Source organism: Xylanibacter ruminicola 23, from assembly GCF_000025925.1.
Taxonomy (GTDB): Bacteria; Bacteroidota; Bacteroidia; order Bacteroidales; family Bacteroidaceae; genus Prevotella; species Prevotella ruminicola.
Genome location: NC_014033.1, coordinates 590,841 through 614,314 on the forward strand (window position 1 = coordinate 590,841; position 23,474 = coordinate 614,314).

Consider the following 23,474-nt stretch of genomic DNA (forward strand, 5'->3'; position numbering starts at 1 on the left):
CAATGAGAAATAAACTATTAATGATGCTAATCTGCTGCATGGCAGCAAATGTATTGATTGCCTGTTCGTCGGCTTCTGGTAACGTTTCCGACAGCACCATCGACGAACCTACTGAGAATGAAGAACAGAACCAACAGGACCTGCCCTTTGGCTTTTGCGCCCTGTCTTCACGTACCGACGCTACCCAAACCTATCATATCACGGGCGGCGGCTATTATTCCTACCCTGTACCAGAAAGTGCTACAGGTGTGGTAGTATTGACATCTGATGGTCGGGACATGAAAGCTGCTATCGAAAGTGCCATCAAGAACAGTAAGAACAAAGTGATTATCTTCGATGGCTCGAATGGCGACTTTATCGTGTCATCTACTATCAAAGTAACCGTTTCGGGCAAAACACTGCTTGGCATCAATAATGCCCGTCTCTGCACCCAGTGGGCTTTGACCGATGAAATGAAAAAAGCCCTGAACGATGCTGGTGTGCTCAGCATGAGTACCAGCGATGGGGGAGGAGTGTTAGTAAACGGCACTGAGGTAAAAGAGCAGGCTGAATACAACACACGTAAGATACTGATTGAGATGACAGGCGATAAAAGCGAGAACTATCGTCAGGCTGGCATTTTTACCCTTAATAACTGCCAGAACATCATTGTACGCAATCTGAAATTTGTTGGCCCTGGGGCTGTTGATGTTGGCGGCACCGACCTTCTTTCATGCACAGGCACTAAGAATTGTTGGGTAGATCATTGTGAGTTTACCGATGGATTAGACGATAACTTTGATATCACGAAGTCGTCCGACTTCCATACTGTTAGTTGGTGCACCTTCAGTTATACCAATCGTTCGTATATGCACCAGAACTCCAATCTCATTGGTAGCAACGACAACGAAGCAACAGGTTTCCTGAACACCACTTTCGCCTTCAACTGGTGGGGTGTGGGTTGTCAAGGACGTATGCCTATGGCCCGTGTTGGTAAGATTCACATGCTGAATAATTATTTTAGCAGCACCACGGCCTACAATGGCATCAATCCACGTAAGAACTCAGAATTCCTGATAGAGGGTAACTATTTCGACAAGGGCGTTGCCAAATATTACAGTCAGAACGATGCTGTGGCTGTAACCTGGGCGGCTGATAACTATATAGCCGAAGCAACCAGCATCCCATCCTCTGTTGGCGCCACTGTTTCGGTGCCTTATCAGTATTCGGCAGTGCCCGCCAGTCAAGTTCCCACATTGGTCAAACAGGGTGCCGGCGCCACTCTCTTTCGGTAGTCATCAATTTAACAAGCTCACCCCGCTTCCCATAGAACAGCGCGCTCAGCGTGAGCCTTTTTTATTTCATGACCAGTGTTATTCATAAATGCTAAAAAAATAGAGCCGAAAGTTTTTTGCTTTCGGCTTTTTTCGTATCTTTGCGATAGAAATCGCGAAGATACTCACGCTCGGCATAAAAAAGATTGAAAATCTTTTGTTCTGCTCTCGACTTTTTCGTATCTTTGCAGGCATGAAACCAGCTCAGATATTTTACCAGTACATCTGGATTATTAATACGCTTAGGGCCTATCATAAGTTGACCCTGGGCGAACTGAACCAGAAGTGGATGGATGATGGCGTAATCGACGGCAACCCGTTGCAGCGTTCGACGTTTAACCGCCATCGCGACTCCATCCTGGCTATGTTTGGCATCATTATCGATTGCGAGCCGAAAACGTATAAGTACTACATCAGTAACATGGAGGCTCTGAGCGATGGTGCTGTAGAAAGTTGGCTGTTCTCCACGCTTACTGTGCATGGCGTGCTGGCTGATAGCGCTGCTGTGAAGGATAGATTGGTGCTTGAAAATGCACCTGCTGGCGAGGAATATCTCGACGTGATTATCCGAGCCATCCACACGAATCGTCGCCTGCGTATGGGCTATAAGAAGTTTGAGGCTGAGGGGTACGAGAAGCTGGTTTGTCCCTATGCCTTGAAGTTGTTTCACCAGCGCTGGTACTTGTTGGCACTTAACGATGAGGAGCAGATGCGTATATACGCCCTGGATCGCATGACGATGATGGAAATAACCGACGAGACTTTTGAGATGCCCGCCAATTTCTCGCCGCAGGAGTATTTTGCTGAATATTATGGTGTGCTGACGGATAATACGCCAATGGCACACGTGGTGGTGCGAGCCCATAAGTGGATGCCGAACTATCTGCGCACGTTGCCCTTGCACCACTCGCAGCGAGAGTTAGAATCGACACCCGATTATACGGATTTTGCGTTCGATATCCGACCAACATCCGACTTTTTGGGCGAGCTGCTGCGCCACAGCGATGGCATAGAAGTGCTGGAACCACAGGAAATTCGTGTGAAAATACGTAAAATGATAGAGAAAACGCTTAAAAGATATTAAAATTCAGGAGGGTGTCCCAACTTTTGGGACACCCTCCGGTTTATTTTGCACCCGATAACTTAATTGTCGAACTAAAAAATGATTATTGTTATGGAAGGTGCATTTATTATGTTTGTAATCGTGTTTGCCGTAGGTAGCATGGTGAGCGAGCTGATTAAGAATGTTGATACAGATTCAACGGTAACTGAGTAGGAATGAAGATTATTCATGTGGATATGGACCAGTTTTTCGCGGCTGTAGAGCAGCGCGATAATCCGGAACTGAAGGGCAAGCCGATAGCGGTGGGGCACGACGTGGAACGTGGCGTGGTGTCGACTGCAAGCTATGAGGCCCGACGGTTCGGGGTGCATTCGGCGCAATCTATACAGTTGGCTAAGCGTCTGTGTCCGCAACTAATCATCGTTGAGCCGCATTATCAGCGTTATAAAGAGGTGTCGATGCAGCTACACGAGATATTTCACGATTATACCGACCTGATTGAGCCGATATCGCTGGACGAGGCTTTTCTGGATGTAACGGAGAATAAGCGGGGGATAGAACTGGGTGTGGATATCGCACGCGAAATAAAGCAGCGCATACGTGAGACTACCGGACTGACGGCATCGGCTGGTGTGAGCTACTGTAAGTTTCTGGCTAAGATTGCCTCTGACTGGCGCAAACCCGATGGACTGACGGTGATTCACCCCGACAGGGCGCTCGACTTTATTGCACAGCTGAAGGTGGAGAAGATTTGGGGCGTGGGTCAGAAAACGGCTGAGAAGATGCACCGTATGGGCATTTTTACGGGTATGGATCTGAGGAACACGTCGCTGGCACGATTGACTCAGGACTTTGGTAAGATGGGGCAGGTGTTTTACGACTTTGCGCGAGGTATTGATACCCGTCCTGTAATCAGTGAGTGGGAGCGGAAAAGTGTGAGCTGCGAACAGACTTTTGAGACGGATATCAGCGAGAATGCAGCTGTTACCATCCACCTATATCAAACGGTGATGGAGCTGGTGCGCCGTATCGAAAAGAACGATTTTGAGGGGCGTACGTTGACGCTTAAGGTTAAATTCCTGGATTTTAAACAAATCACCCGCAGCATGACTGTGGATCATGTTCTTTGCACAAAAGATGATATTCTGCCATTGGCCAAACAACTGATGCAAGGAGTAGAGTTTCACTCGCATCCCATCCGTTTGTTAGGCTTGGGAGTATCCAATCCAGGAAGCCACCCGTTAAGCGGGGGGCTGGCCTCTCGCCAGGGGGAAAAATGGATAGAGCTAGAACTCCCCTTCGCCCCCTGGCCCGATGAATAAAGATACATCCATCGGCTTACTCACTAAGGAGGATATGTAAAAATGATATCTTTCTTTTTTCGATTTTTTAAGATGAAAAGTGTATTGTGTTTGACGTTTTTTTTGTACCTTTGCAGCCGTTTTTAGGATTTCGTAATTAATAGTGCTCGAAATTCTTCTCTGGATTTGTTCCCTAATCCGAGAGGTTTGTAGCGCATTGTGGCAAACGGGAGGTTTGTCCGAACCATGAAGGTTCATTATTCGTATTTCCGAGGGAAGGAATATTTTTAGTACGAGTAATGAATTATAAGAGAAAAAATTTCTTTGTAATGAGTAGTCGCAAGTATTTTTGTGCTCTGACAGTCTCGATGATCGTCGGAGCAGGGTGCTGTGTACCTACGTATGCACAGCACAAGATGAGTCTTCAGTCGCTTTTTGACCTGGCTGACCGTCAGAATCAGCGCATCAAGGTGAGCGAGGCGGCATTGAAGGCAGCAGAAGAAGGGGTGGCATCGGCAAAATCTGCCATGTTGCCAAGTGTTGAATTCAGCTTGCAAGGCTCTTACACGGGCAATGCTTTCCTGATGTCAAGAGGTTTCTCTACCAGTGGCACCACGGAGTATATCGTTCCTGGGTTGGGCCCTCAACAGGTGCAGAATGGCAAGCAGCCCACACCACATTGGGGCAACAGCTTTACCGCCCAGGCCAGCCAGGTGATCTATACTGGTGGGGCCATCAGCTCAGGCATTGAAATGGCAAAGCTGGGACGCCAGTTGGCAGAGCTTGATGTGGAGAAGAATCGCCAGGAGGTGCGCTTCTTGCTTACCGGTTATTATCTTGACCTCTACAAACTGCAGAACCAACTGCAGGTGATAGCGAAAAACATAGAACTGACAGAGAAGGTCATCGAACAGATGAAGGCGCGCCGCGAACAGGGAACGGTGCTGAAGAACGACATCACGCGATACGAACTGCAACTGCAAAGTCTTCTGCTTACAAAGACCCAGCTTGATGATGCCCAGAAGATTATCCGTCATCAGATAAGCACAGCCATCCATCTGCCTGAGGGTGAGGATTTCGATGTGGATACGCAGTCGTTAGAGCAGGAGAGTAGGGCACTAAAAACACTCACCTCTGAAGACGTGTGGCAACAGACTGCAGCTGAAAACAACATTGGCATTCGTCAGGCTTCGCTGGCCACAGAGATGTCGGAACAGAAAATCAGAAACACGCGTGCGGCTTCACTGCCATCGGTGGCTGTAGTGGCAGAAAACGACCTCGCGGGTCCATATACCTCCGATCTGATTCCAAAGGATGCCAACGTTAACGTGTGGTTTGTTGGCATTGGTGTGAAATATAATCTGTCAAGTCTCTGGAAGAACAAGCATGCTATCCGTAAGGCAAAACATGAAAACATTCAAGCAGATGAACGAGTGCAGTTGGCTCGTGAAGGCGTAGAGAATGGTGTACAGGCCTGCTATACCAATCTGCTGACCAGCTCGGTAGAGGTGAGCACACAGGAGAAACAGGTTGAACTGGCCAATCAGAACTACACCGTGGTGAGGAATCGTTACGACAACGACCTGGCCTTGCTCACCGACATGCTCGATGCCTCGAACATGAAACTTTCTGCCGATATGGCGCTGGTGAATGCGCGCATCAACATGCTATACAACTATTTCAAACTTAAATATATAACAAATACACTATAAAGATGGAAAAGAATAAGATTACGACTTATATTTATAATGCGATTGTGATACTTTGTATCGTAGGCGGCGCTGTTTATGCTGCCAGTCAGTTTATGCATTTCGGTGGTGGCGAGGTGACGGATAATGCCCGTGTGTGCCAGAATATCGTACCCCAGAATTGCCGCGTGCAGGGCTTTATACGCGAGGTGCGCTTCAATGAATTTCAGGAGGTGAAGAAGGGCGATACGCTTGTTGTCATTGAGGATGCCGAGTTCCGGCTTCGTCTGGCTCAGGCAGAAGCCGATTTGACCCGTGCTGAGCGCGGTTCGCAGGGTACAGCAAGCAGTATCCATACCACTAAGACCAGTATCGGCGTGACCGAAGCAGGCATTGAAGCTGCTCGTGTGCAGATGGAGAATGCAAAGAGAGAGGATGCGCGTTTTCAGAAACTTCTGGAACAGGATGCCGTTACACAGCAGCAGTATGACAATGTCCACACGGGGTATCTGAGCGCCAAGGCCGGATATGAGCAGGCACTTCGTTCGCGCAACACACAGACGGCCGTTGTGGCAGAGCAAGGACATCATCTCTCGGCCTCAGAAGCTGCCATCGAACTGGCACGTGCCCAGGTGGAGATTGCCCGCCTGAACCTCTCGTATTGCTACATCATTGCCACTTGCGATGGTGTGGTGGGTAGCAAGGATATTCATGTGGGGCAGCTGGTTAATCCCGGTCAGACAATGGTGAGCATCGTTGACAAACATGAGAAATGGGTGGAGGCCAACTATCAGGAGTCGCAGATGCCAAATATCAAGGTGGGCGACAAGGTGCGTTTTACGGCCGATGCCGTGCCCGATGTGGAGTATACCGGTGTGGTAGAGCGTATCAGCGATGCAACAGGTAGTGCGTTCTCGTTGGTGCCTATCGACAATGCCACCGGCAATTTCGTCAAGGTGGAGCAGCGCGTGACGGTGCGTGTGAAGATTGATGTCAACGATGAACTGCAGAAGCTGCACGGTGGTTATAACGTTGTTTGCAAGGTAGAAGAGTAATGGGAAAGCTGACTGAGTTTTTGATGAAGGCACCACCGCCACCAGCAGGTATGGGGTTCGCTATGCCGATGATGAAAGGGTGGGTGCCTCGCAAGTTGCAACCTTGGATTTACGTCCTTACGGCTCTGTGCTTCCAATTCTCGGGTGGCATCTATCTAGGTGCGCTCGACGAGATTCGTGGCACCACCAACTTCATGATTGAGGATGTGATGTTTCTGCTCTATGCCACGCTGGCAGGCATGGCCGTGTGGTTCCCCATGCTGTTCAGGATGAAGTTCCGCTTCACCAATCAGCAGCTGCTGTGCACCTCGGCCATCGTGATGGGCATCTGCAACGTTATCACCATGCATAGCCAGTCGATGCCAGTCCTCATGTTGGCCTGCTTTATTGCGGGCATAGCCAAGATCCAGGGCACGTTCGAGTGTATGAGCAACATCCAGTTGTGGATTACGCCAAAGCGCGACTTCGCCGTCTTCTTCCCTGTGCTCCACATCATCCTTCTCACCGCCATCGAGGGTGGGGGATGGCTTGCTGCCTGGATGGGGCATCATTTTACATGGCAGATGATGCACACCTTTACCGTAGGCACCATGTCGTTCGTGCTGCTGTCACAGATAGTGCTGTGTCGTCCGTTCTGTCCTATGCCCAACAGGTTCTCGCTGAAGGGGACCGATTGGCAGGGCGCTTTACTCATCTGCGTCACAATGCTTCTGTTCTCGTACATCTTTGTCTATGGCGATCACTACAGGTGGTTCGCAAACCGGCATATCAGAATGGTGGGAGCTTTTGCACTCATCTTTGCAGGACTCACCCTTTACCGGCTGATTCACAACCGCTATCCATACGTAGAGCTTCGCCTGCTGAAATGCCGCAATGTGGTACCCATACTCATCGTCACCATATTGGCAGAACTGGCTTTCGGTGCCGAGCATACACTTGAGGAGATACTCTACACAGAGGTCGTCGGATTGGAAGAACTCACCAAGGAGAGTCAGTACATGTGGGCATTGCCAGGCATGTTCCTGGGTATAGCGTTCGACCTCTACTGGCTAAAGGTTCAGAAGTGGAAGGTATGGAAACTGATAGGTATAGCCTTCCTCTCCATCAGCGCTTACGCCTTGCTGATGTATTCCACGTTGGGTATGGCGGTGAACATCGAGCAATACCAACTGTCAATCATGCTCCGCGGCTTTGGTTATGGTGTTCTTGCACCAACCCTGATGTGGGCTTTGGATGAATCGGTACCCAGTCTTGAGATGTTCTTTATGGGACTGTTCGTGTTCAACATCCCGCACATGTATCTTGGTGGTGCTATGGGCTATGGTTTCTATACCACCATTTTCTCGCATTTCCTGAATGAGGACATGATGAACTATGGTCGTCAGCTGACACTCACAAACCTCGACCTCTCACAATTTGATTTCGGGGCGTTCATGGGCAATAGTTATTTGCATTCTATGATGCTCGTAGCTATTAAACAGGTGTATGGTTACGTCATCTGGTTTGCCCTGCTTCTGGCGTCTGTCTTCCTGTTGTGTGATATTCCCGCTGTCAGAACAAACATACGCAAAGTGCCTCTATGGCCTGTATTGGCAATAGAATATCTGGCGAGGAAACATAAGAATGCTTAACTGAGTTTAATGGAGTGCCATACCTTCAATCGGTTACCACTTCATTGAAATGTTCCTTGCCCCAAGCTATCAGAGCCGTGAGTGCTGGCATCAGCGATTTGCCTGTCTCTGTCAGGGAATATTCCACTCGGGGAGGGACCTCCGGATAGACCTCACGATGTACCAGGTGGCTCTGCTCCAGATTCTTCAGCGTCTGCGAGAGCATCTTCTGGGAACAGTCCGTCATCAGACGACGGATCTCATTAAAGCGCAATATACCCGTCATTCCCGACCCTTGGTCGCCTACCCGTTGCCTTTCGCTGGTATAGAGCATATAGAGCACCAGCATAGACCACTTGTCGCCAAAACGACTCACTACTTGCCTGATAGGACAGGCTAAATACTCTGCTTTAATATCTGCCATAACTATTGATTTTGCCGCAAGGACAGTGCCGCTCGACCTTGGTCGCTTGCTACCATCGGGACGCAAGAAACCGAATGCAATCGAGCTCGCTCGAATTGCTGAGGTGCAGCCTGTTCTCGCTGAGTTTACTCAGCAAAGGTAGCAAAAAGTTACCAAGTAACATCATTATACTTGGTTAATCTAAGTTAAAGATGATTTTGCAAAAGTCCGAATCTGTCACAATTCCTACCATTTGGTAACTATGGCACAAAAAAGTGCCTTCTTGTGGGAATGAAAAACTTGCCGTACCTTTGCAGCGTCAAAACGAACAAATAACATTTTAAACGAATAAGAATTATGAAACAGATTGAGACAATTAAGAGTGGTAAGAATTACAGCGCAGTAAGCGTAGGTAAGATGAGTGAGATTATCGAGCACGTGCTTCCGATGGGCCCCAACGTAACCATTCAAGGTAAGGTATTCGCAGGTCAGGCCGTAGGTGCAACTGGCAGCGAACTGAGTTTCCAGACGCTCGTTCCTGGTCAGGACAGCGGTTTCCTGCACACCCACAAGACTCACGAGGAACTTTACATTATCCTGAAGGGTGAAGGCCAGTATCAGGTGGATGGTGAGATCTTCCCTGTCAGCGAGGGCACCATTATCCGCGTCGCTCCCGATGGCAAGCGTGCGCTGAAGAATACTGGCAGCGAGAACCTGACTATGCTCTGCATCCAGTACAAGGCCAATGCCTTCACTGAGGCTGACAGCCCTATGACCGACGGTGTAATTCTGCAGGAAGAACTGAAATGGTAAGCGAGATGTTCGACAAAGCAATTCAGTTTCTGAAAGACCACAAAGAGATTGCCTTCGCTACCAGCGAGGGCAATTTGCCTAAGTTGCGCATCTTCCAGATTATGAAGCAGGAAGGGCATGTGCTCTACTTCGCCACTTCTGCTAAGAAGGCTGTCTATCGGGAGTTACGCCAGAATCCCAATGTTGAGATACTGGCCTACGCAGATAATATTTCCGTTAGATGTTCTGGTATGGTGAACTTCAACGTGGAAGACGATGTGAAGCGATGGATTTATGACCATAATCCCGTGCTGTCCCGCCTCTATACGAGCTATGACCAGATGGAATACTTCTGCCTGCCAATAGCAGAGATGGACTATTTCGACCTGTCTCCAACACCGCCGGTATTCCAACATTTCGATCTCATTTCAGGCGAAATAGGCAACGGTTTCGTTGGTGAGAGATACAAGAAATTGCGATGCTCGCAGAAGTAGATACCCTGCCATGTGCCGAGATTCAACTTTTGTTAAAACTGATGGCAAAGATAGCGATTTTACGCTGATTATTGGTAATTTTGCAACAAAAGTTCTTTTTTTTATGAAAAGCGAACAAGTTCGAGCGGCGAAAATGGGCTGCATCTCAGCAAAAAGCAAGCTTTCTGCATTCGATTTGCACCATCTTTGCCACCATATTTAAATGAATTTAGGGCAAAAGAGTATTATAAAACAAATAATATGAAGAGTTTTAAGTCAACAGCGTGGCTACTGCCACAACCAGTGCTGATTATCGGCACTTACGATAAAGAAGGAAAGCTCAAGCATAAATGCTGCAAGGACTGTGGCCGTAGAGATTATTGTTCAGACCCGATAAAATAAACGAATATGAGGAAATCAAGCAGAGAAATGGATGCCACCTTCGCTTTTGAGGTGCTGGATAAGGCTCCGTATGTCACCGTCAGTTTTACACGACTAGATGGTAGCCCTTATGGTGTACCCTTGTCATTGGTACGTACAGACGATAAGACTTTCTACTTCCATTGTGCTATGGAAGGAGAAAAACTGGACTGTATAACAGCTAACCCGATTGTTGCATTGTCGGCAGTCACCAGATGCACTCCTACCGTTGGCCCAAAGGACGGAAGTTTTTCACTCCAATATAAATCAGCGATGGCAGTTGGAAAAGCAGAAATCGTATCAGATAGAGAAGAGAAGATAGAGGCTCTGAGGGCAATATGTCTGCGTTTTCTCCCCAAACATATGGATGCCTTTGATGATGCAATCCAGCGTAGTTTAGAAAGAACGGCAGTAGTTAAGATAACTCTTACAGCACCTCCTACTGGTAAGCGTAAACAGTATGACAAGCAGGGGGAAGAAATGAAATGGGGACGAATGGAATGAACAAAGTACGAATCACAGCCATACGTCAGACTGTCTATCATGATCAATCGATTTTTATCTCTCTTATGACATCAAGTGGGACTTTCTTCCCGTTTGTAAACTCGATGCACTTTTCGTATTCATCGATGCGTTTCACATTACCGGTATAAGACTGATAGGAACCTCCTGCCTTATGCTCGTCTGGCACGAAATACTCGATGGTCACAGAAGGATGCTCTGGCAATATGGAAACAATCAATTCCATTTTTCGATTCATTTCCTCATTGCCTGATTCACTCAAACCTAACCAGTCGTCCGTCAAACGGCCTGACTCCTGAATGGCTGCGTCGTAGCCAGTCAATGCGGCGAAGGGTGCAAACTGGGCTGCACGGTTCCACATCGACATCCTTGGATGATGCTTGGGCTCGTAGTGTGGCTGATTGATGATGTCGTCGTAATCGTTGGTCATGCCTTGTGTCCTCCTATTTGTTCGTTACGTTCCTTGGCAGTGGCTCCCTCCTCGAAATTCAGGCCTCTGAGGATGGCGTTCTTGCCGAAACGCTGTTTGATTTTCAACTGTGCTTCCTGCATTCGGCGTTCTTTGTCCAGCTTTGCTTGCTCCTCCTGACGCTGTTTCTCTAATGCTTCGTAATCAGTGAAGAGATCAAGCTGCTGGGGAGCATTGGCCTGTGCAAATACCGATGCCTCCGATACCACATGGTTCGTTGTCAGGTTCAGCCTGCGAATCAGCAAATCTGGATTCACATGGCTGTCAAACAACTCTGAAGCACCTTCCATGATAAGGCGCGAGGATGATGTGGGTTTCTCGAAATTGAACGTGCCGTGAGCATGTTTTGGCACATTCTTCCCGTAATAATTAGCAGTAATCTCACCGTGATATTTCTCACGAATTTCTGGTCGTGTCAGACATTCTGCATCATAACCTACGGTCAGCACCAGCTGGTCAGTCATCAGACGCTTCGATACGAGATCGAGTGCCATTCCTTCTGCCATTTCCTGTATCACCACACGGGCTTTCTTGAATGTGTAAGGCTCCTGCAGCACCTGTCCGCTACTGAAGGAGTTGGTCTCAGGACGATATGCCTTTACAGACTCCATCGTACACGGCTCCCATCCCCAAGCATGGTCTATCAGCAGTTCGGCATTCACGCCAAAGAGCCGGTAAAGCAATCCTTCGTTCTGTACAGACATCCTGGCCAACTTACCCATCGTGTCAATACCATAGACAGCCAGTTTCTCAGCGATTCCACGTCCTACACGCCAGAACTTCGTGATAGGCTGGTAGTCCCACAACTCACGTCGATACGACATTTCATCTAGTTCTGCGATACGCACTCCGTCTTTGTCGGCAGGTGCTTTCTTGGCTACAATGTCCATTGCCACCTTTGCCAGATACATGTTTGTGCCGATGCCAGCCGTAGCTGTGATGCCCGTAGTGGCCAGCACGTCGCGGATCATCTTCATGGCTAGTTCATGCGCCGACAACTTATAGGTTCTCAGATAGGCTGTCACATCCATAAACACCTCGTCGATGCTATAGACATGAATATCCTCTGGAGCAATGTATTTCAAGTAGGTCTCATAGACCTTGGTGCTCACCTCCATGTAGTGAGCCATACGTGGCGGTGCAGCGATATAGTCGAGTTCGAGACTTGGATTGGCTTTCAGTTCCGGGCCATTGTAGAATTTGCCTGTCATCCTCCACCCGGCAGATCTCTTGCGCTCGTTGTTCACCTCGCGCACTCTCTGAACCACCTCGAACAGTCGCGCACGTCCTCCGATGCCATAAGCTTTGAGCGAAGGAGAAACAGCCAGACAAATGGTTTTCTCCGTCCGGCTTACATCTGCTACCACGAGATTGGTGGTCAGCGGGTCAAACCCTCTGTCCACACACTCCACTGAAGCGTAAAACGACTTCAGATCGATGGCAATATATGTCCGCTGCTGCTCCGACATACCTTAATTATTCTCAAAAACAGCCACAAAATTACTCATAAAACCTCAGAATTTATCAGAAATGACTAATTTTGCAACAAAGTTTAATAATACAGGCAGATAAATCGGAATTTACAATGATGAAGACAAACTATAAGGTAATTGACAGAGATAAATACTATAGGAAAGGTGTATTCCGTCACTTTTCAGAAGATTGTAAATGCTCTACTTCCATAACAGCGAGGATAGACGTAACAGAACTTGTTGGATATTCCAAGAAAACAGGGACAAAGTTTTATATCAACTTCCTGTATGTCCTCTCCAAGGTGATGAATTCCCGTGAAGACTACAGAATGGGGTATCTTTGGCAGACGGATGAACTCATCTGCTACGACGTGATAAATCCAACACAGTATGTTTTTCATGAAGATACGGAAACATGCACACCTGTCTATACAGAATACTTTGAGAACTACGAAAAGTTCTATGCTTCTGCTTTGCGGGATGTTGAAGAGGCAAAGAAAACAAGGGAATACGGACTGGATATGGCGAACCACCCGAACTGGTTTGATGCATCGTTCATATCATGGCTCTCATACGATTCGCTGAACATAGAACTGCCCGATGGGCATCTGTATTTTGCGCCTATCGTCAACTGGGGGAAATACAGGGAAGAAAACGGCAGGCTTGTCATGCCAGTGACTGTTCGCCTGAATCATGCGATTGCTGATGGCTATCTGGTTGCAAATGTATTCCGCCTCTTGAAGCAAGAAATCAAGGCGTTTGTAGAGAGATAATGGTTAAATTCCAATTTAGCTGATAGCAGATCATCAATTTCAATATCACATCATGAAACTGAAGAAACGAAAAATCAAGTATTCGGCAATATTCCTTCTCTGCTGGTTTGCCTTTCTGGTCTTTCTGGTGGATGGAGTTCTGAAATTCCAGACATTGGTTGACTATTTCGGCTCGTATGCTTTGGTAGAGGTTGTGTTGCTGCTATTGGTCATTCTACCCACATCGACTGTTTACAGACTTACAAAAGAAACATGACGCTGACCTACATCTTCCATAGCGGCTTTGTGCTTGAAACGGAGCAGTCCATCCTAGTATTCGACTACTGGATGGATCCCAGTGGTGTGATGGATGGTGTGCTAAGGAGCGAGAAGCCCATGTATGTCTTCTCCAGCCACTTCCACGAAGACCACTTTACGAAGGATATCTTTGAGTGGAAGAAGCTGCGTGAAGGTATCACCTACATTCTCTCCAAGGACATCTACAAACATCGGAGAGCCAGCAAGGAGGATGCTGACGTATGGTTGGCAAAAGGTGGTATATGGTCTGACGATACCATATCCGTATGGGCGTTAGGCAGCACAGACAGCGGCGTATCGTGGATTGTTGAGACTGAGGACAAGGCTGCGAATAAGCGAGAGCAGAGCCAAACTTGCTTGGAGTCTGCCGAGCGTAAGCAGGCTCGACCAAAGGTCAAACGTATCTTTCATGCGGGTGACCTGAACAACTGGTATGCCAAGTTCCTGTCAGACGACAATCCTGATCAGCAGCGATACAGCTTTGAGATGGAGGAGGTGTTTAACCCGATAGCTCACGAGAAGCAATTCCTTGGCGAGCTGAAGGACATCCGCAAGGTTGCCGACAGTTTCGATGTGGTGATGTTTCCCATAGATGGACGTGTCGGCAACGGCTATACCCTTGGTGGCCGGCAATTCATCGAGCGGTTCAAGGTCGGACTGTTCGTTCCTATGCACTTCACTACAGGCTTCGAATCTTCATGGCGCATGAAGGAATTTACTGACGAAAAGGACATCACTTTCTGGGAAATCAACAGGGAAGGAGAAACTATTGAAATCTGAGTGCCGCTCGGCTTTGCCGCTTGCCTAAGCAAGAACTTTTTCCTATCAATATACGTCTTACAGATAGAAAAAGAATATATCTTTTAAATTGCATTTTATAAATCATCTGTGCCAACTGCTATATTATTGCCTAACTTTTATATAAACTTGTTTTTATAACTCTATCACACGGAAAGTGTAAGGGGGTAGCGTGAGGGCGTTGGGGCCTGCTACTCCTTGCTTCATCTCAAGCGTCTGGTCGGTGGGCTGACCGCTGAATTCCTCGGTCTTGCTGTCGGCTGGGATAGTGAGGCCGTTGGCTTTGATGGTGAGCTCTACGGGCAGGGCGTTTACCAACTTGAGATAGCGACGGCCGGTGGCACTGTGGCGAACCAGACTGACGCCTACGCGATGTTTAAGTTCGGGGGCAATCTGGATGTCGGTGCTCACGTACTTGTCGCCACCATATACCGAGAACATGCGCTGAACATGGTAGGCAGGGGTGGGGCGGACTTCGGTGTTAGAGAAGTAGATCATGTCGGGATCCCAGTTGTGGTGCTTATCCTTGGCCAGCATCGGGGCGTAGCTGGTCATCTCTACCACGTCGCCATTGCGCTCAACATCGGTGAGATAGAGGGCTTCGGCCAGTGCGGTCTCGATATTGGGACGCTTGACATTGGTTGAGGCTGCATATTCGCCAAGATAAACCTTAGGCATGGTGCGATCGTAACCGTCGTAATAGTTGCGATGGTGCATGAACCAACCGGTTGACTCGTAGTAGTGCTCATCAACCATATACTGCAGCTCGGGATGGCGCTTGGTGAAGTCCCATCCTTCGACGTAATCGGCACTTGGGGCGTGGAAAGGTCCTACGGTGCCACAAATCTTAATCTCGGGATATTTCTGACGGATGGCCTTGCAGATCATCTCGTAGCGCTCTTCGAACACGGTGCCGATGATGTCCTCGTTGCCTATACCTATATATTTAAGGTTGAATGGGGCGGGGTGACCGGCATCAGCGCGAAGCTTGGCCCACTTGGAGGTGGCGGGATCGCCATTGGCCCACTCAATCAGGTCGAGCAGCTCCTGGATGTAAGCTGGCATCTGATCCATAGGGATGCCGCACTGCTGACCGCCTATACCCTGGGCGTTGGCGGCTGAGTTCTGGCATGGAACGCCTGCTGCAAGCACTGGGAGTGGCTCGGCACCGATGTCTTCGCAGAACTGGAAATACTCGAAGAATCCCAGTCCGCGTGTCTGATGATAGCCCCAGATATTGAAGTCGGGTTTGCGGTCCTGAAGTGGACCTACGGTGTGGTTCCAATGGTAGATATTGTCGAGGCCCTGACCATGGCTCATGCAACCGCCTGGGAAACGGACGAACTTGGGCTTTAGGTCGGCGATGACCTGAGCTAAGTCGCGACGCAGACCGTTAGGACGGTTCATAAATGTTTCTTGTGGAAAGAGCGAAATCATATCGAGTCCCACACGGACGGACTTCTGCGGAATGATGGCCAGATGGGCCTTGGTGCAGCTCTTCTTGGTGCTGAGCACGCAGGTGTACTGTTGCCAATCGGTGCCCTGGGTTTTGAGTTTGCTGCTGGCAAGTATGGTGCCATCGGTGCCTATTAGCTGAATCGTGAAGTTCTGCTTCTGACCGTCGGCCAGAACATACATCGAGAAGTTGTACTTATGGCCGGCCTCTACGGCGATGCCATCCCAACCCTCGTTCCACAGTGTGTCGGCAGCAATCACTGCATAGTGGGGATTGTTGCTGCTGAGTGGGTGCTGGGTGGAAATATCGATAGGACTGGCTGAGTGCCAGGCGGTGGTGGCGTTCCACTCGCGACGATCTTTTGCGTTGTATTCGAAGTCGCGGTTCTGAATCAGTTCGGCATACAGACCGCCATCGGCAGCATAGCTGATGTCTTCGAAGAAGATACCTATCAGTTTGTCGCTGATGGTCTTCTCGCTGTTGCTCACGTGAAGTGTGGCTGTCACAGGCTGATGGGGCTGCAGGGAATTCTTGGCATCGTCGTGCATGCGCTCACTGCTGAGACGTGCGTCGGCCTGCAACTGTTGGAAGTGACTAGTGATGGTGCTGAGCTCCTGCGCTGTGATGTCGAAGGTGTTGCCCTCGTGCAACTTGCCTGCTATGGTGGCGGTGTCGCGCGTCCAGGCAGCCTGATCGATCAGGCTCTTCTGGTCTTTGCTGAATTGACGGAAGTTGCCTGATGCAGATACCCAGCGCTTGTCGCCGGTTTTCGTCTGATAATAGATGTCGAAGGTGCCATTGTCATTGGCAAAGACTACCGGCTTGAGGCACTGTGGCGTTGACATCACAGGATAGTCTTGTGGGCGCCAGGTTACCAAGTTGCGGCTATAGGCTGCGGCAAAGAGTGGTGAACTGTCGTTGACCTGAAACACCAGGCGCCAGGTGCCATCGGCAGCGCGGGCCACTGAGGGGTGGTACATACGCTTCTCGGCTCCCCATGTGCCATAGTCGGACGAGCACAGCTGACCCAGCTCCTGCCAACCGTTGTGGGTGAATTGTGCTACATGCAAGCCGGCGTGCTCACCTGGGCTATAGACAAACACGCGCTTGGTGGTCTGAGCGCAAACGCTGATAGACGCTGTGGCGAAAATGCCTAAGAGGTAAAATCTTGATTTCTTCATTATTATTGTGTCATTAATTCTTTGAGGATGCAAAGGTAATGAATTATAGCGTAAAAATGCAAGTGAAATTCAGAAAAATTTGCTTGGGAAGGAAATATCTTCAAAAACTTTTGTATATTTGCACCAGATATGATTATTACTATCTTTTTAAAACGTTACTATTTTGGGACATTTTTTGTTGCAAAACGTTTTTTCTTGCATAGTTCTTCTTTATTTCCGATTTTTTTGTATCTTTGCACCTTGGATATGAAACAGAATAATAACCATAGGACCGAGGAGGATTATTATATAGAGAGTAAAAGGCTTAGGGCTGAAGTGATGCAGATAGCAGATACTTTGAAGAATTGCCCTATGCGTTTTACTGTTACTAATGGCATTAGAATGGATGTTGAGGTCACAAAGTCTGATTTAAAAACCATCGCTAGTAAGAATACCCAAGATAACCGATTCAATGCTTTTAAGAATAAACTCGCACAGGATATCAAAGGTTTTATTGAAAAGGCAAAATATGAGGGATGGCGTGAGGTTATACCTGGCAAGCATCCAGAAACAGCTTTTTTTGCATATTTTAGTCGTGAACTTGGCGAAAAGGCCTATCTATGTATCCGTAAAATTAGTAATACGGGGTTGTTTAAACCATACGCAATAATAGACCAAAAAACTTTTGATGCCGAAATACAAAACCTTAGAAAATAAAAAACCGCTGAACTGATTTGCTAACCCGATTACGGTGCTACTCTTTCATTTCAGCGGGAGGAAATCGTTTCCTTTCATGGTGCAAAGATACGAAGTAATCCTGAAACTTCCAAATATTTGGGGGACTTTTTTTGTTGCAAGACGTTTTTTCTTGCTTAGTTCTTCTATATTTCCAATCTCATTAATAATTATTAACAATCAGTTTTATCCAAATTCAGATATTTCTTATTATATTTGCACCATCTATTAACTGAAATATTTAAAACTAGTAATTATAAAAAAGTGTTTTGAGGAACATTTTTTCTAGCAAATTCCAATATGAGAAAGAATCTATTAACGATGCTGGCTGCGCTGCTGATGACTGCCTGTGGCGGGTGTTCAGCGACTGACGATAAGGTTGACGGTGACGAGGTAATGGATGCCGACAGCCTTGTGGTGGGCGACCAGTTGCCAGCGTTTGAGGTGACGATGAACGACGGTTCGGTGGTGCGCACAGCCGACCTCAAAGGTCAGCCCTCAGTGGTGGTGCTGTTTTCGGTGGATTGTCCTGACTGCCGCCATGAACTGCCCGAAGTGCAAAAGCTGTGGGATAGGAGTCGCCAAGGCGAACTGACTGGCGACGGCAAGCCCTTGCCCATCGTGCTTATCGCCCGTAAGAACCTGACAGAGGATATTGAGCCCTTCTGGAAGTTTGCCGAGCTCACGATGCCTTATTCGCCTCAGCCCGACCGCAAAGTCTATTCGCGTTTCGCTCCCTCGCGCATCCCTCGCATTTACATCAGCGATGCCAGCGCCACCATCCGTGTGGCCTATGCCGATACCGGCATGCCCACCGCTGAGACCCTCGCAGAAGAAATATCCCGTTTGAATGAATAATCCAATGAAAAAGAGTCTGAGCTTTATATTATTGGCCGGCATGTTGCTGACGTGCTGCACCAAGGAGGGAGATACTATCTATCTGCCCAATCCTGACGAGGAACAGCCCAGTACGGCGCCGCTGGTGACGGTCATCTACGACGTCAACGGCCTGGGCGACCGTTCGTATAATGATAAAATTTTCCGCGGCATAGAGAGTGCGGCCAAGAAGCATGGCTTCAGAACCCTCCAGCTGGTGCCCGACAGCTATGAACAGGGACTGGCCTATCTGGAAACCGTGTTCCGTCAGATGGAAAGCGCTCAGGACACGGTGCGCCGTCTGTTCATCGCCCCATGCCAAGGCTACGATGAGTTTATCCGCAAGAACAACCGCCGCCTGGAGCGTAACCCCTATGCCGACCTGCTCTATCTGGAAACATCGACCCCCCTTGAGGGCAAGGGCTCCACATTCTACATCGACTACTACGGCGCGATGTACATGGGGGGCTATCTGTGTCAGGACTACTATTCTTCAAAAGTGATATTGCTGGTACTGGCAAACCCCTACACGCAGTGGGTCGTTGAAGCCGGAAAAGGCTTTGTGGATGGTTTTAACTCCATGACGTCGAAGTATAATAAGACCTTGAAGACACATTATCTGAGCAATGAGCCCGGTGGGGGATTCCAGCTGGCCGACACCACTGCGCTGCGCATCTACCAAGAGGCGAAGGTCAATGAAACAGATAATGTGTGCGTCGTGCCCATCTGTGGCGGTGCGATGAATGCCTTTTTCCGTATCTTACCCAAATTTTCCTATTATGTTGGTGTTGACGACTATGTCTTCTCCCCATTGATTAATAATTATATCAACGTCATTAAGAACATTGACACGGTAATGGAATACTATATCGACCAGTGGGCAGATGGCACCCTCCCCAAGCACCGGACGTTCGGGCTGAGAGATGGCGCAACAGACATCTATTTGTCGCAATTTCACTACATGAGTCGGGAGGATCATCAAGAACTGCGCCAAGAAGCCATCAGAAAGGAGGAGGAACGGTATGAGAAGTAAGATGGAAGAAGGAAGATGGAAGATGGCTGATGGAAGATGGATGATGTGGCTGTGCGCCATAGCACTATTCACTATTCACTGTTCACTATTCACTTCGTGTAAGACGGAGGATGATACCATCGTCTATAAGGACACGCGCCGCTGGGTGGAGAAGACCGTGGCCGTGGTGGCGCCGCTGAGCGATCCCATCATGAAGGCCCGCCTGGAGCGCACGGCCGAGTGGATGCTCAGTAGCCTGCACAACGCCCAGCTGCACGACACGCTCTGTGTCGACCTGAAGCTGGAATGGTACGACGAAAACGGCAATGACCTGAAATCGCTGGGTGAGCGACTGGCCAACCGCGACGACCTGCTGGCCGTCATCGGTCCTTTCGACAACGACCATGCTGACGTTGTGGCCCTCTACTGCCAGCAGAAGAGCAAGCCGCTGATCCTGCCCACCGCCTCCAGCGAGAGCCTGATCCGCCGCTATGCCATCACCAGCACTGGCGACGGGCAGCAGCCTTTCCTATGGTCGCTCACCGAAACCGACATCTCGCTCTCGGAGGTGATGCTGAGCCGTCATGCACAGATGATTCGGCATAATGAGTGGTCTGGTGAGATTGCCGATAGTGCCGGACTGTTTACGCCAGACAATATATATGGTCAGACCTTCTTTGAGTGGGCGCCTTTCCAGGCCACGGAGATGGGCATTGGTTTCCGCAGGATTGAGCAGTACTCCGATTCGGAGACGCTTTACCAGAAGCTGAGAACATTCTACGGAAGCATCAGTACCATCGATGTCAACCTTGTGATGCCTGCCTTTGTGGTAATTGATCGTCTCGAGCAGCTGGCAGAGATCAGCAAGATACGCTATCAATGGTGGGGCACCGATATCTATGAGTATATAAAGGAGTGTCAATTAAATGGCGCAAGTACTACGGCCGAGTTGTATGATTACATGCATTCTTATCAGATGTTAACCAGTGCCTGGTCGCCCACATTCTTTGTGATGCCCAACCTCACCGACGAGGCGATAGAGGCACTCGGCACTATCGATGCCGTGATTTGCGATCAGTATGAGGGCTTCTCGCCTTATGCCGACCCCATGACGGGCTTCGAGATGAGCTACGAGGGGCGCTACGGCACCAAGCCCACCTTCGCCGAGTGTAAGTTCTACGATGCTCTGTTGCTCTCTGCCTTCGCCGCTTCCTATCTGGAACATCACCCGGAAGTTGACAATCTCAACGCCGCCGTGGCCAAGATCACCACCACCGACAATATCCTTTCGGGCCATGCCTGGAGCGAGTCGGGCATGGAGCTCTACCTCTCTGCTTTAGAGCAGGGGCAGCTCATCGGATTCAAAGGCGCCTCAGGGCCCGTGCAGTTCGACAGCGAGTGCTTTACGGCTGCGCTCAACACCACCTACGTCCATTGGGTGATCTGGCAGGGCCATGTGCAGCATCAGGGCTACTATAGTCGCTCGGGCGGTGTCCAGACGGCCCAAACCCTTGCCTCGTGGAACTGGCTGGTACAGAATGCCGAGGAGAATTTCGACGAGCAATATAGCAGCACCACAGCAGCCGTCACCTATCCCGCCCTCACCGACCAGTATGCCGTGCTGGTGCAGGGCAGCAACGGCTGGAAGAACTACCGCCACGAGGCCGACGTGCTGAACATCTACCAGATGCTGAAGGCCGGTGGCTACGACGATGACCATATCATCCTCGTCAGTGCCGACGAATGCGCCGATGCACCGGAGAACAGCGACAAGGGTGCCGTGCGTACCGACCCTGATGGCAGGAACCTGCGCGAGGGTGCCGTCATCGACTACCGGAATGCCGACCTCACGCCGCAGGACATCTGTAATATCCTGAAGGGTGTGAAGACCGATAAGACGCCAGTCGTGCTGCCTGCCGATGCAGGGCAGAACGTGCTGCTGTTCTGGAGCGGCCATGGGCACCGAAGTTATATTAACGGTATCAACGAGATGGTGTGGCGCGACGAGATGGCAGGCAACGGCATGACCGACGACCTGCTGGCAGAGACCCTTCGCACGATGAGCGACCTGAAGCAGTTCCGTCAGATGCTCGTCTGCCTGGAGCCCTGTTTCTCTTCCAATATGGGCAAGGCCCTTGAGGGTATCCCCGGTGTGCTGGCCATCTGCTCGGCAGGACCTTACGAACAGTCGTTTGCCGACTCGTGGAGCAACGAACTGGGCGTGTGGATGTGCGACCGCTTCAGCCGCAACTTGGTGGGCCACGCTGCCAGCCATCCCAACGGCACCTACCGCGATCTCTACCTCTACTGCGCCCAGCACACGCTTGGCTCGCATGTAAGTATCTACAATTACACTAACTTCGGCAACCTGTACACCACAGGCCCGAAAGACTTCTTCGTCAAGAAATAACTAAAAATTTATATAACAATGAACTAAATAATTATATAACAATGAAAAAGAATCTTTTATGGATGCTGGCCGCCATCTTTGTTTGCGGCCTTACAGTGACAACGCTGAGCGCCTGCTCGAGTGATGACGACAAAAACGACAAGGCCGATGCGACTGTCGAGAAAGAGATTATGTACGCTGTACAGATATCCGACGATGTGCTTAAAGTGGCCAATGTAGAAGTGAACTATGTGGACCAGACGGGCGCCAAGAAGAAGGAAGCACTTTCTTCGGCACAATGGACAAAGTCACAGAAGTTGAATAACACGTCACCACTTGCCCAGGGAATCTGGGTCAAGATCACTCCGAAAACAAATGTCGCCTCCGGCACTTACCAGCTGAAGGTTACAACAGGTGTGGCTTGCAAGGCAACCCTTGCAAACGGGAATAGTATCATGGATTTTTCGGGCAACGACCCTCAAAAAGCACCTGTCACGGCGCAGACTGCAGAAGAAATCGCCGACTGGTGTTCCAAGAGCCCTACTGGTGGTCTGCTTGTAGATCCATCGGGTTATTGCAAACAGCAGCATGTGGACTTTGGAGGAAATAATGACGACATGCCTGAAAATGTAGCAGCTCTTTGTGGTCTCTGTGAACTCTTTTCGTGGTTGTGGGTGTTTGATGATATGCCAGAAGATTTCTGTGATAAACCTTGTGGTAGATAAAAATAATAGACAATGAAAAAGAACATTTTATGGATGCTAGCCGCCATCCTTATTTGCGGCCTGACAGTGACAACAATGAGCGCCTGCTCGAGTGATGATGATGACAAGACCGAGGGTAAGACCGAGGTGACGATGATGTATATAGTGAAGGTTACTGACGACGTGCTGAAGGTGGCCGACGTGGAAGTGAACTACATCGACCAGACGGGCGCAAAGAAGAAAGAGAAACTGGGCACTACCGAGTGGAAGAAGACCTTCTCCACCAATACCCTGCCACTCACCGAGGGCGTTTGGGCAAAGATGACACCAAAGACAAACATCGGTACAGGCAGCTACTCGTTGCAGGTGACCACGGCAGCAGGCTACCAGGCCAAGCTGGCCAATGGCAAGACCGTTGCCGACGGCTACGGCAGCGACCCGGAGGCAAAGCCCACTACCGCGCAGACTGCCGGAGAGATCGCCGACTGGTGCAGCCAGAGTCCTACGATAGGCATCGCTATCGACCAGACAGGTTATAGCAAGCAGCAGCATGTAGATTTCGGAGGAAATTTCTTAGGTGGATTCTTTGACAAAAAAGATGCTTGCGAATGGTTGATGGAATTATTTGGTGCAGATAAAGATTATTGCTATGAATAATATACTCCTAAGATATGATAAATGACACAAAAGTTA

23 protein-coding genes are annotated in these 23,474 nt (G+C 49.2%); 19 read left to right on the plus strand and 4 right to left on the minus strand.

Annotated elements, in window-relative coordinates; translation table 11 throughout:
* Positions 1 to 2: 2 nt before the first annotated feature.
* The 6 genes from PRU_RS15175 (at position 3) to PRU_RS02535 (ending at position 8,051) form a co-directional block, all read left to right on the plus strand.
* Complete coding sequence (locus PRU_RS15175) at positions 3 to 1,274, plus strand: pectate lyase family protein (protein ID WP_013065359.1); 1,272 nt, start codon at positions 3 to 5, stop codon at positions 1,272 to 1,274.
* Positions 1,275 to 1,506: 232 nt separating this feature from the next.
* Positions 1,507 to 2,397: a helix-turn-helix transcriptional regulator gene (locus tag PRU_RS02515; protein ID WP_013063571.1), complete on the plus strand. Its 891-nt coding sequence runs from the start codon at positions 1,507 to 1,509 to the stop codon at positions 2,395 to 2,397.
* Positions 2,398 to 2,591: 194 nt separating this feature from the next.
* A complete protein-coding gene (gene dinB, locus PRU_RS02520) occupies positions 2,592 to 3,698 on the plus strand; it encodes a DNA polymerase IV (RefSeq protein ID WP_013064823.1) in 1,107 nt (368 codons plus the stop codon).
* Positions 3,699 to 4,006: 308 nt separating this feature from the next.
* Positions 4,007 to 5,389: a TolC family protein gene (locus tag PRU_RS02525; protein ID WP_013064809.1), complete on the plus strand. Its 1,383-nt coding sequence runs from the start codon at positions 4,007 to 4,009 to the stop codon at positions 5,387 to 5,389.
* A 2-nt stretch (positions 5,390 to 5,391) separates the two neighbouring features.
* Positions 5,392 to 6,420: an HlyD family secretion protein gene (locus PRU_RS02530; RefSeq protein WP_013064584.1), complete on the plus strand. Its 1,029-nt coding sequence runs from the start codon at positions 5,392 to 5,394 to the stop codon at positions 6,418 to 6,420.
* Complete coding sequence (locus PRU_RS02535; RefSeq protein ID WP_041385567.1) at positions 6,420 to 8,051, plus strand: hypothetical protein; 1,632 nt, start codon at positions 6,420 to 6,422, stop codon at positions 8,049 to 8,051. Before PRU_RS02530 ends, PRU_RS02535 begins: the two co-directional genes overlap by 1 nt.
* A gap of 25 nt (positions 8,052 to 8,076) precedes the next feature.
* On the opposite strand, the gene PRU_RS02540 is transcribed toward PRU_RS02535, so the two are convergent.
* Positions 8,077 to 8,454, minus strand: a complete 378-nt coding sequence (locus tag PRU_RS02540) for a winged helix-turn-helix transcriptional regulator (protein ID WP_013065526.1) — start codon at positions 8,452 to 8,454, stop codon at positions 8,077 to 8,079.
* A 336-nt stretch (positions 8,455 to 8,790) separates the two neighbouring features.
* Here PRU_RS02540 and PRU_RS02545 point away from each other — a divergent pair, with 336 nt between their 5' ends.
* From PRU_RS02545 to PRU_RS02560, 4 genes are all read left to right on the plus strand, one after another.
* Positions 8,791 to 9,246: a cupin domain-containing protein gene (locus tag PRU_RS02545; protein WP_028912316.1), complete on the plus strand. Its 456-nt coding sequence runs from the start codon at positions 8,791 to 8,793 to the stop codon at positions 9,244 to 9,246.
* Positions 9,247 to 9,251: 5 nt separating this feature from the next.
* Entirely contained in the window at positions 9,252 to 9,719 is a 468-nt protein-coding gene (locus PRU_RS02550) for a pyridoxamine 5'-phosphate oxidase family protein (RefSeq protein ID WP_041386558.1), read from the plus strand.
* A gap of 240 nt (positions 9,720 to 9,959) precedes the next feature.
* The gene (locus PRU_RS16240; protein ID WP_224083013.1) at positions 9,960 to 10,100 is read left to right on the plus strand and encodes a hypothetical protein; all 141 of its coding nucleotides are present in this window, start codon (positions 9,960 to 9,962) and stop codon (positions 10,098 to 10,100) included.
* Positions 10,101 to 10,106: 6 nt separating this feature from the next.
* Positions 10,107 to 10,622 carry a pyridoxamine 5'-phosphate oxidase family protein gene (locus PRU_RS02560; RefSeq protein WP_013063714.1) on the plus strand — a complete coding sequence of 172 codons (516 nt, stop codon included), beginning with the start codon at positions 10,107 to 10,109 and terminating at the stop codon, positions 10,620 to 10,622.
* Positions 10,623 to 10,665: 43 nt separating this feature from the next.
* Here PRU_RS02560 and PRU_RS02565 read toward each other — a convergent pair whose 3' ends face one another.
* Positions 10,666 to 11,070, minus strand: a complete 405-nt coding sequence (locus PRU_RS02565) for a YolD-like family protein (RefSeq protein WP_013065597.1) — start codon at positions 11,068 to 11,070, stop codon at positions 10,666 to 10,668.
* A complete protein-coding gene (locus PRU_RS02570; RefSeq protein ID WP_013065167.1) occupies positions 11,067 to 12,578 on the minus strand; it encodes a Y-family DNA polymerase in 1,512 nt (503 codons plus the stop codon). Before PRU_RS02570 ends, PRU_RS02565 begins: the two co-directional genes overlap by 4 nt.
* A gap of 116 nt (positions 12,579 to 12,694) precedes the next feature.
* Between PRU_RS02570 and PRU_RS02575 the strand changes: the two genes are divergently transcribed.
* Genes PRU_RS02575 through PRU_RS02585 form a run of 3 tightly spaced genes read left to right on the plus strand, consistent with a single transcriptional unit; the run spans position 12,695 to position 14,431 of the window.
* On the plus strand, positions 12,695 to 13,354 hold the full coding sequence (locus tag PRU_RS02575; protein ID WP_013064414.1) for a CatA-like O-acetyltransferase, family 3: 660 nt from the start codon (positions 12,695 to 12,697) through the stop codon (positions 13,352 to 13,354).
* A 52-nt stretch (positions 13,355 to 13,406) separates the two neighbouring features.
* Positions 13,407 to 13,610 carry a hypothetical protein gene (locus PRU_RS02580; RefSeq protein WP_041385568.1) on the plus strand — a complete coding sequence of 68 codons (204 nt, stop codon included), beginning with the start codon at positions 13,407 to 13,409 and terminating at the stop codon, positions 13,608 to 13,610.
* Positions 13,607 to 14,431 (plus strand): MBL fold metallo-hydrolase, encoded by an 825-nt coding sequence (locus PRU_RS02585; protein ID WP_013063950.1) that lies wholly within the window; start codon positions 13,607 to 13,609, stop codon positions 14,429 to 14,431. Before PRU_RS02580 ends, PRU_RS02585 begins: the two co-directional genes overlap by 4 nt.
* A 153-nt stretch (positions 14,432 to 14,584) precedes the next feature.
* Here the strand turns inward: PRU_RS02585 and PRU_RS02590 are convergent, their stop codons facing one another.
* Positions 14,585 to 17,086 carry an alpha-L-arabinofuranosidase C-terminal domain-containing protein gene (locus PRU_RS02590; protein WP_041385569.1) on the minus strand — a complete coding sequence of 834 codons (2,502 nt, stop codon included), beginning with the start codon at positions 17,084 to 17,086 and terminating at the stop codon, positions 14,585 to 14,587.
* 129 nt (positions 17,087 to 17,215) lie between these two features.
* Here PRU_RS02590 and PRU_RS02595 point away from each other — a divergent pair, with 129 nt between their 5' ends.
* The 6 genes from PRU_RS02595 (at position 17,216) to PRU_RS02620 (ending at position 23,438) form a co-directional block, all read left to right on the plus strand.
* Positions 17,216 to 17,782, plus strand: a complete 567-nt coding sequence (locus tag PRU_RS02595; RefSeq protein ID WP_041385570.1) for a hypothetical protein — start codon at positions 17,216 to 17,218, stop codon at positions 17,780 to 17,782.
* 318 nt (positions 17,783 to 18,100) lie between these two features.
* The gene (locus PRU_RS02600; protein ID WP_224083014.1) at positions 18,101 to 18,658 is read left to right on the plus strand and encodes a TlpA family protein disulfide reductase; all 558 of its coding nucleotides are present in this window, start codon (positions 18,101 to 18,103) and stop codon (positions 18,656 to 18,658) included.
* Positions 18,659 to 18,662: 4 nt separating this feature from the next.
* A complete protein-coding gene (locus tag PRU_RS02605) occupies positions 18,663 to 19,709 on the plus strand; it encodes a hypothetical protein (RefSeq protein ID WP_074684092.1) in 1,047 nt (348 codons plus the stop codon).
* Entirely contained in the window at positions 19,699 to 22,098 is a 2,400-nt protein-coding gene (locus tag PRU_RS02610; protein ID WP_224083015.1) for a C13 family peptidase, read from the plus strand. The genes PRU_RS02605 and PRU_RS02610 overlap by 11 nt, the downstream gene beginning before the upstream one ends.
* Positions 22,099 to 22,139: 41 nt before the next feature.
* The gene (locus PRU_RS02615) at positions 22,140 to 22,802 is read left to right on the plus strand and encodes a hypothetical protein (protein ID WP_013064591.1); all 663 of its coding nucleotides are present in this window, start codon (positions 22,140 to 22,142) and stop codon (positions 22,800 to 22,802) included.
* Positions 22,803 to 22,814: 12 nt separating this feature from the next.
* Positions 22,815 to 23,438, plus strand: coding sequence for a hypothetical protein (locus tag PRU_RS02620; protein WP_013063157.1), 624 nt, complete (start codon positions 22,815 to 22,817; stop codon positions 23,436 to 23,438).
* Positions 23,439 to 23,474: the final 36 nt, after the last annotated feature.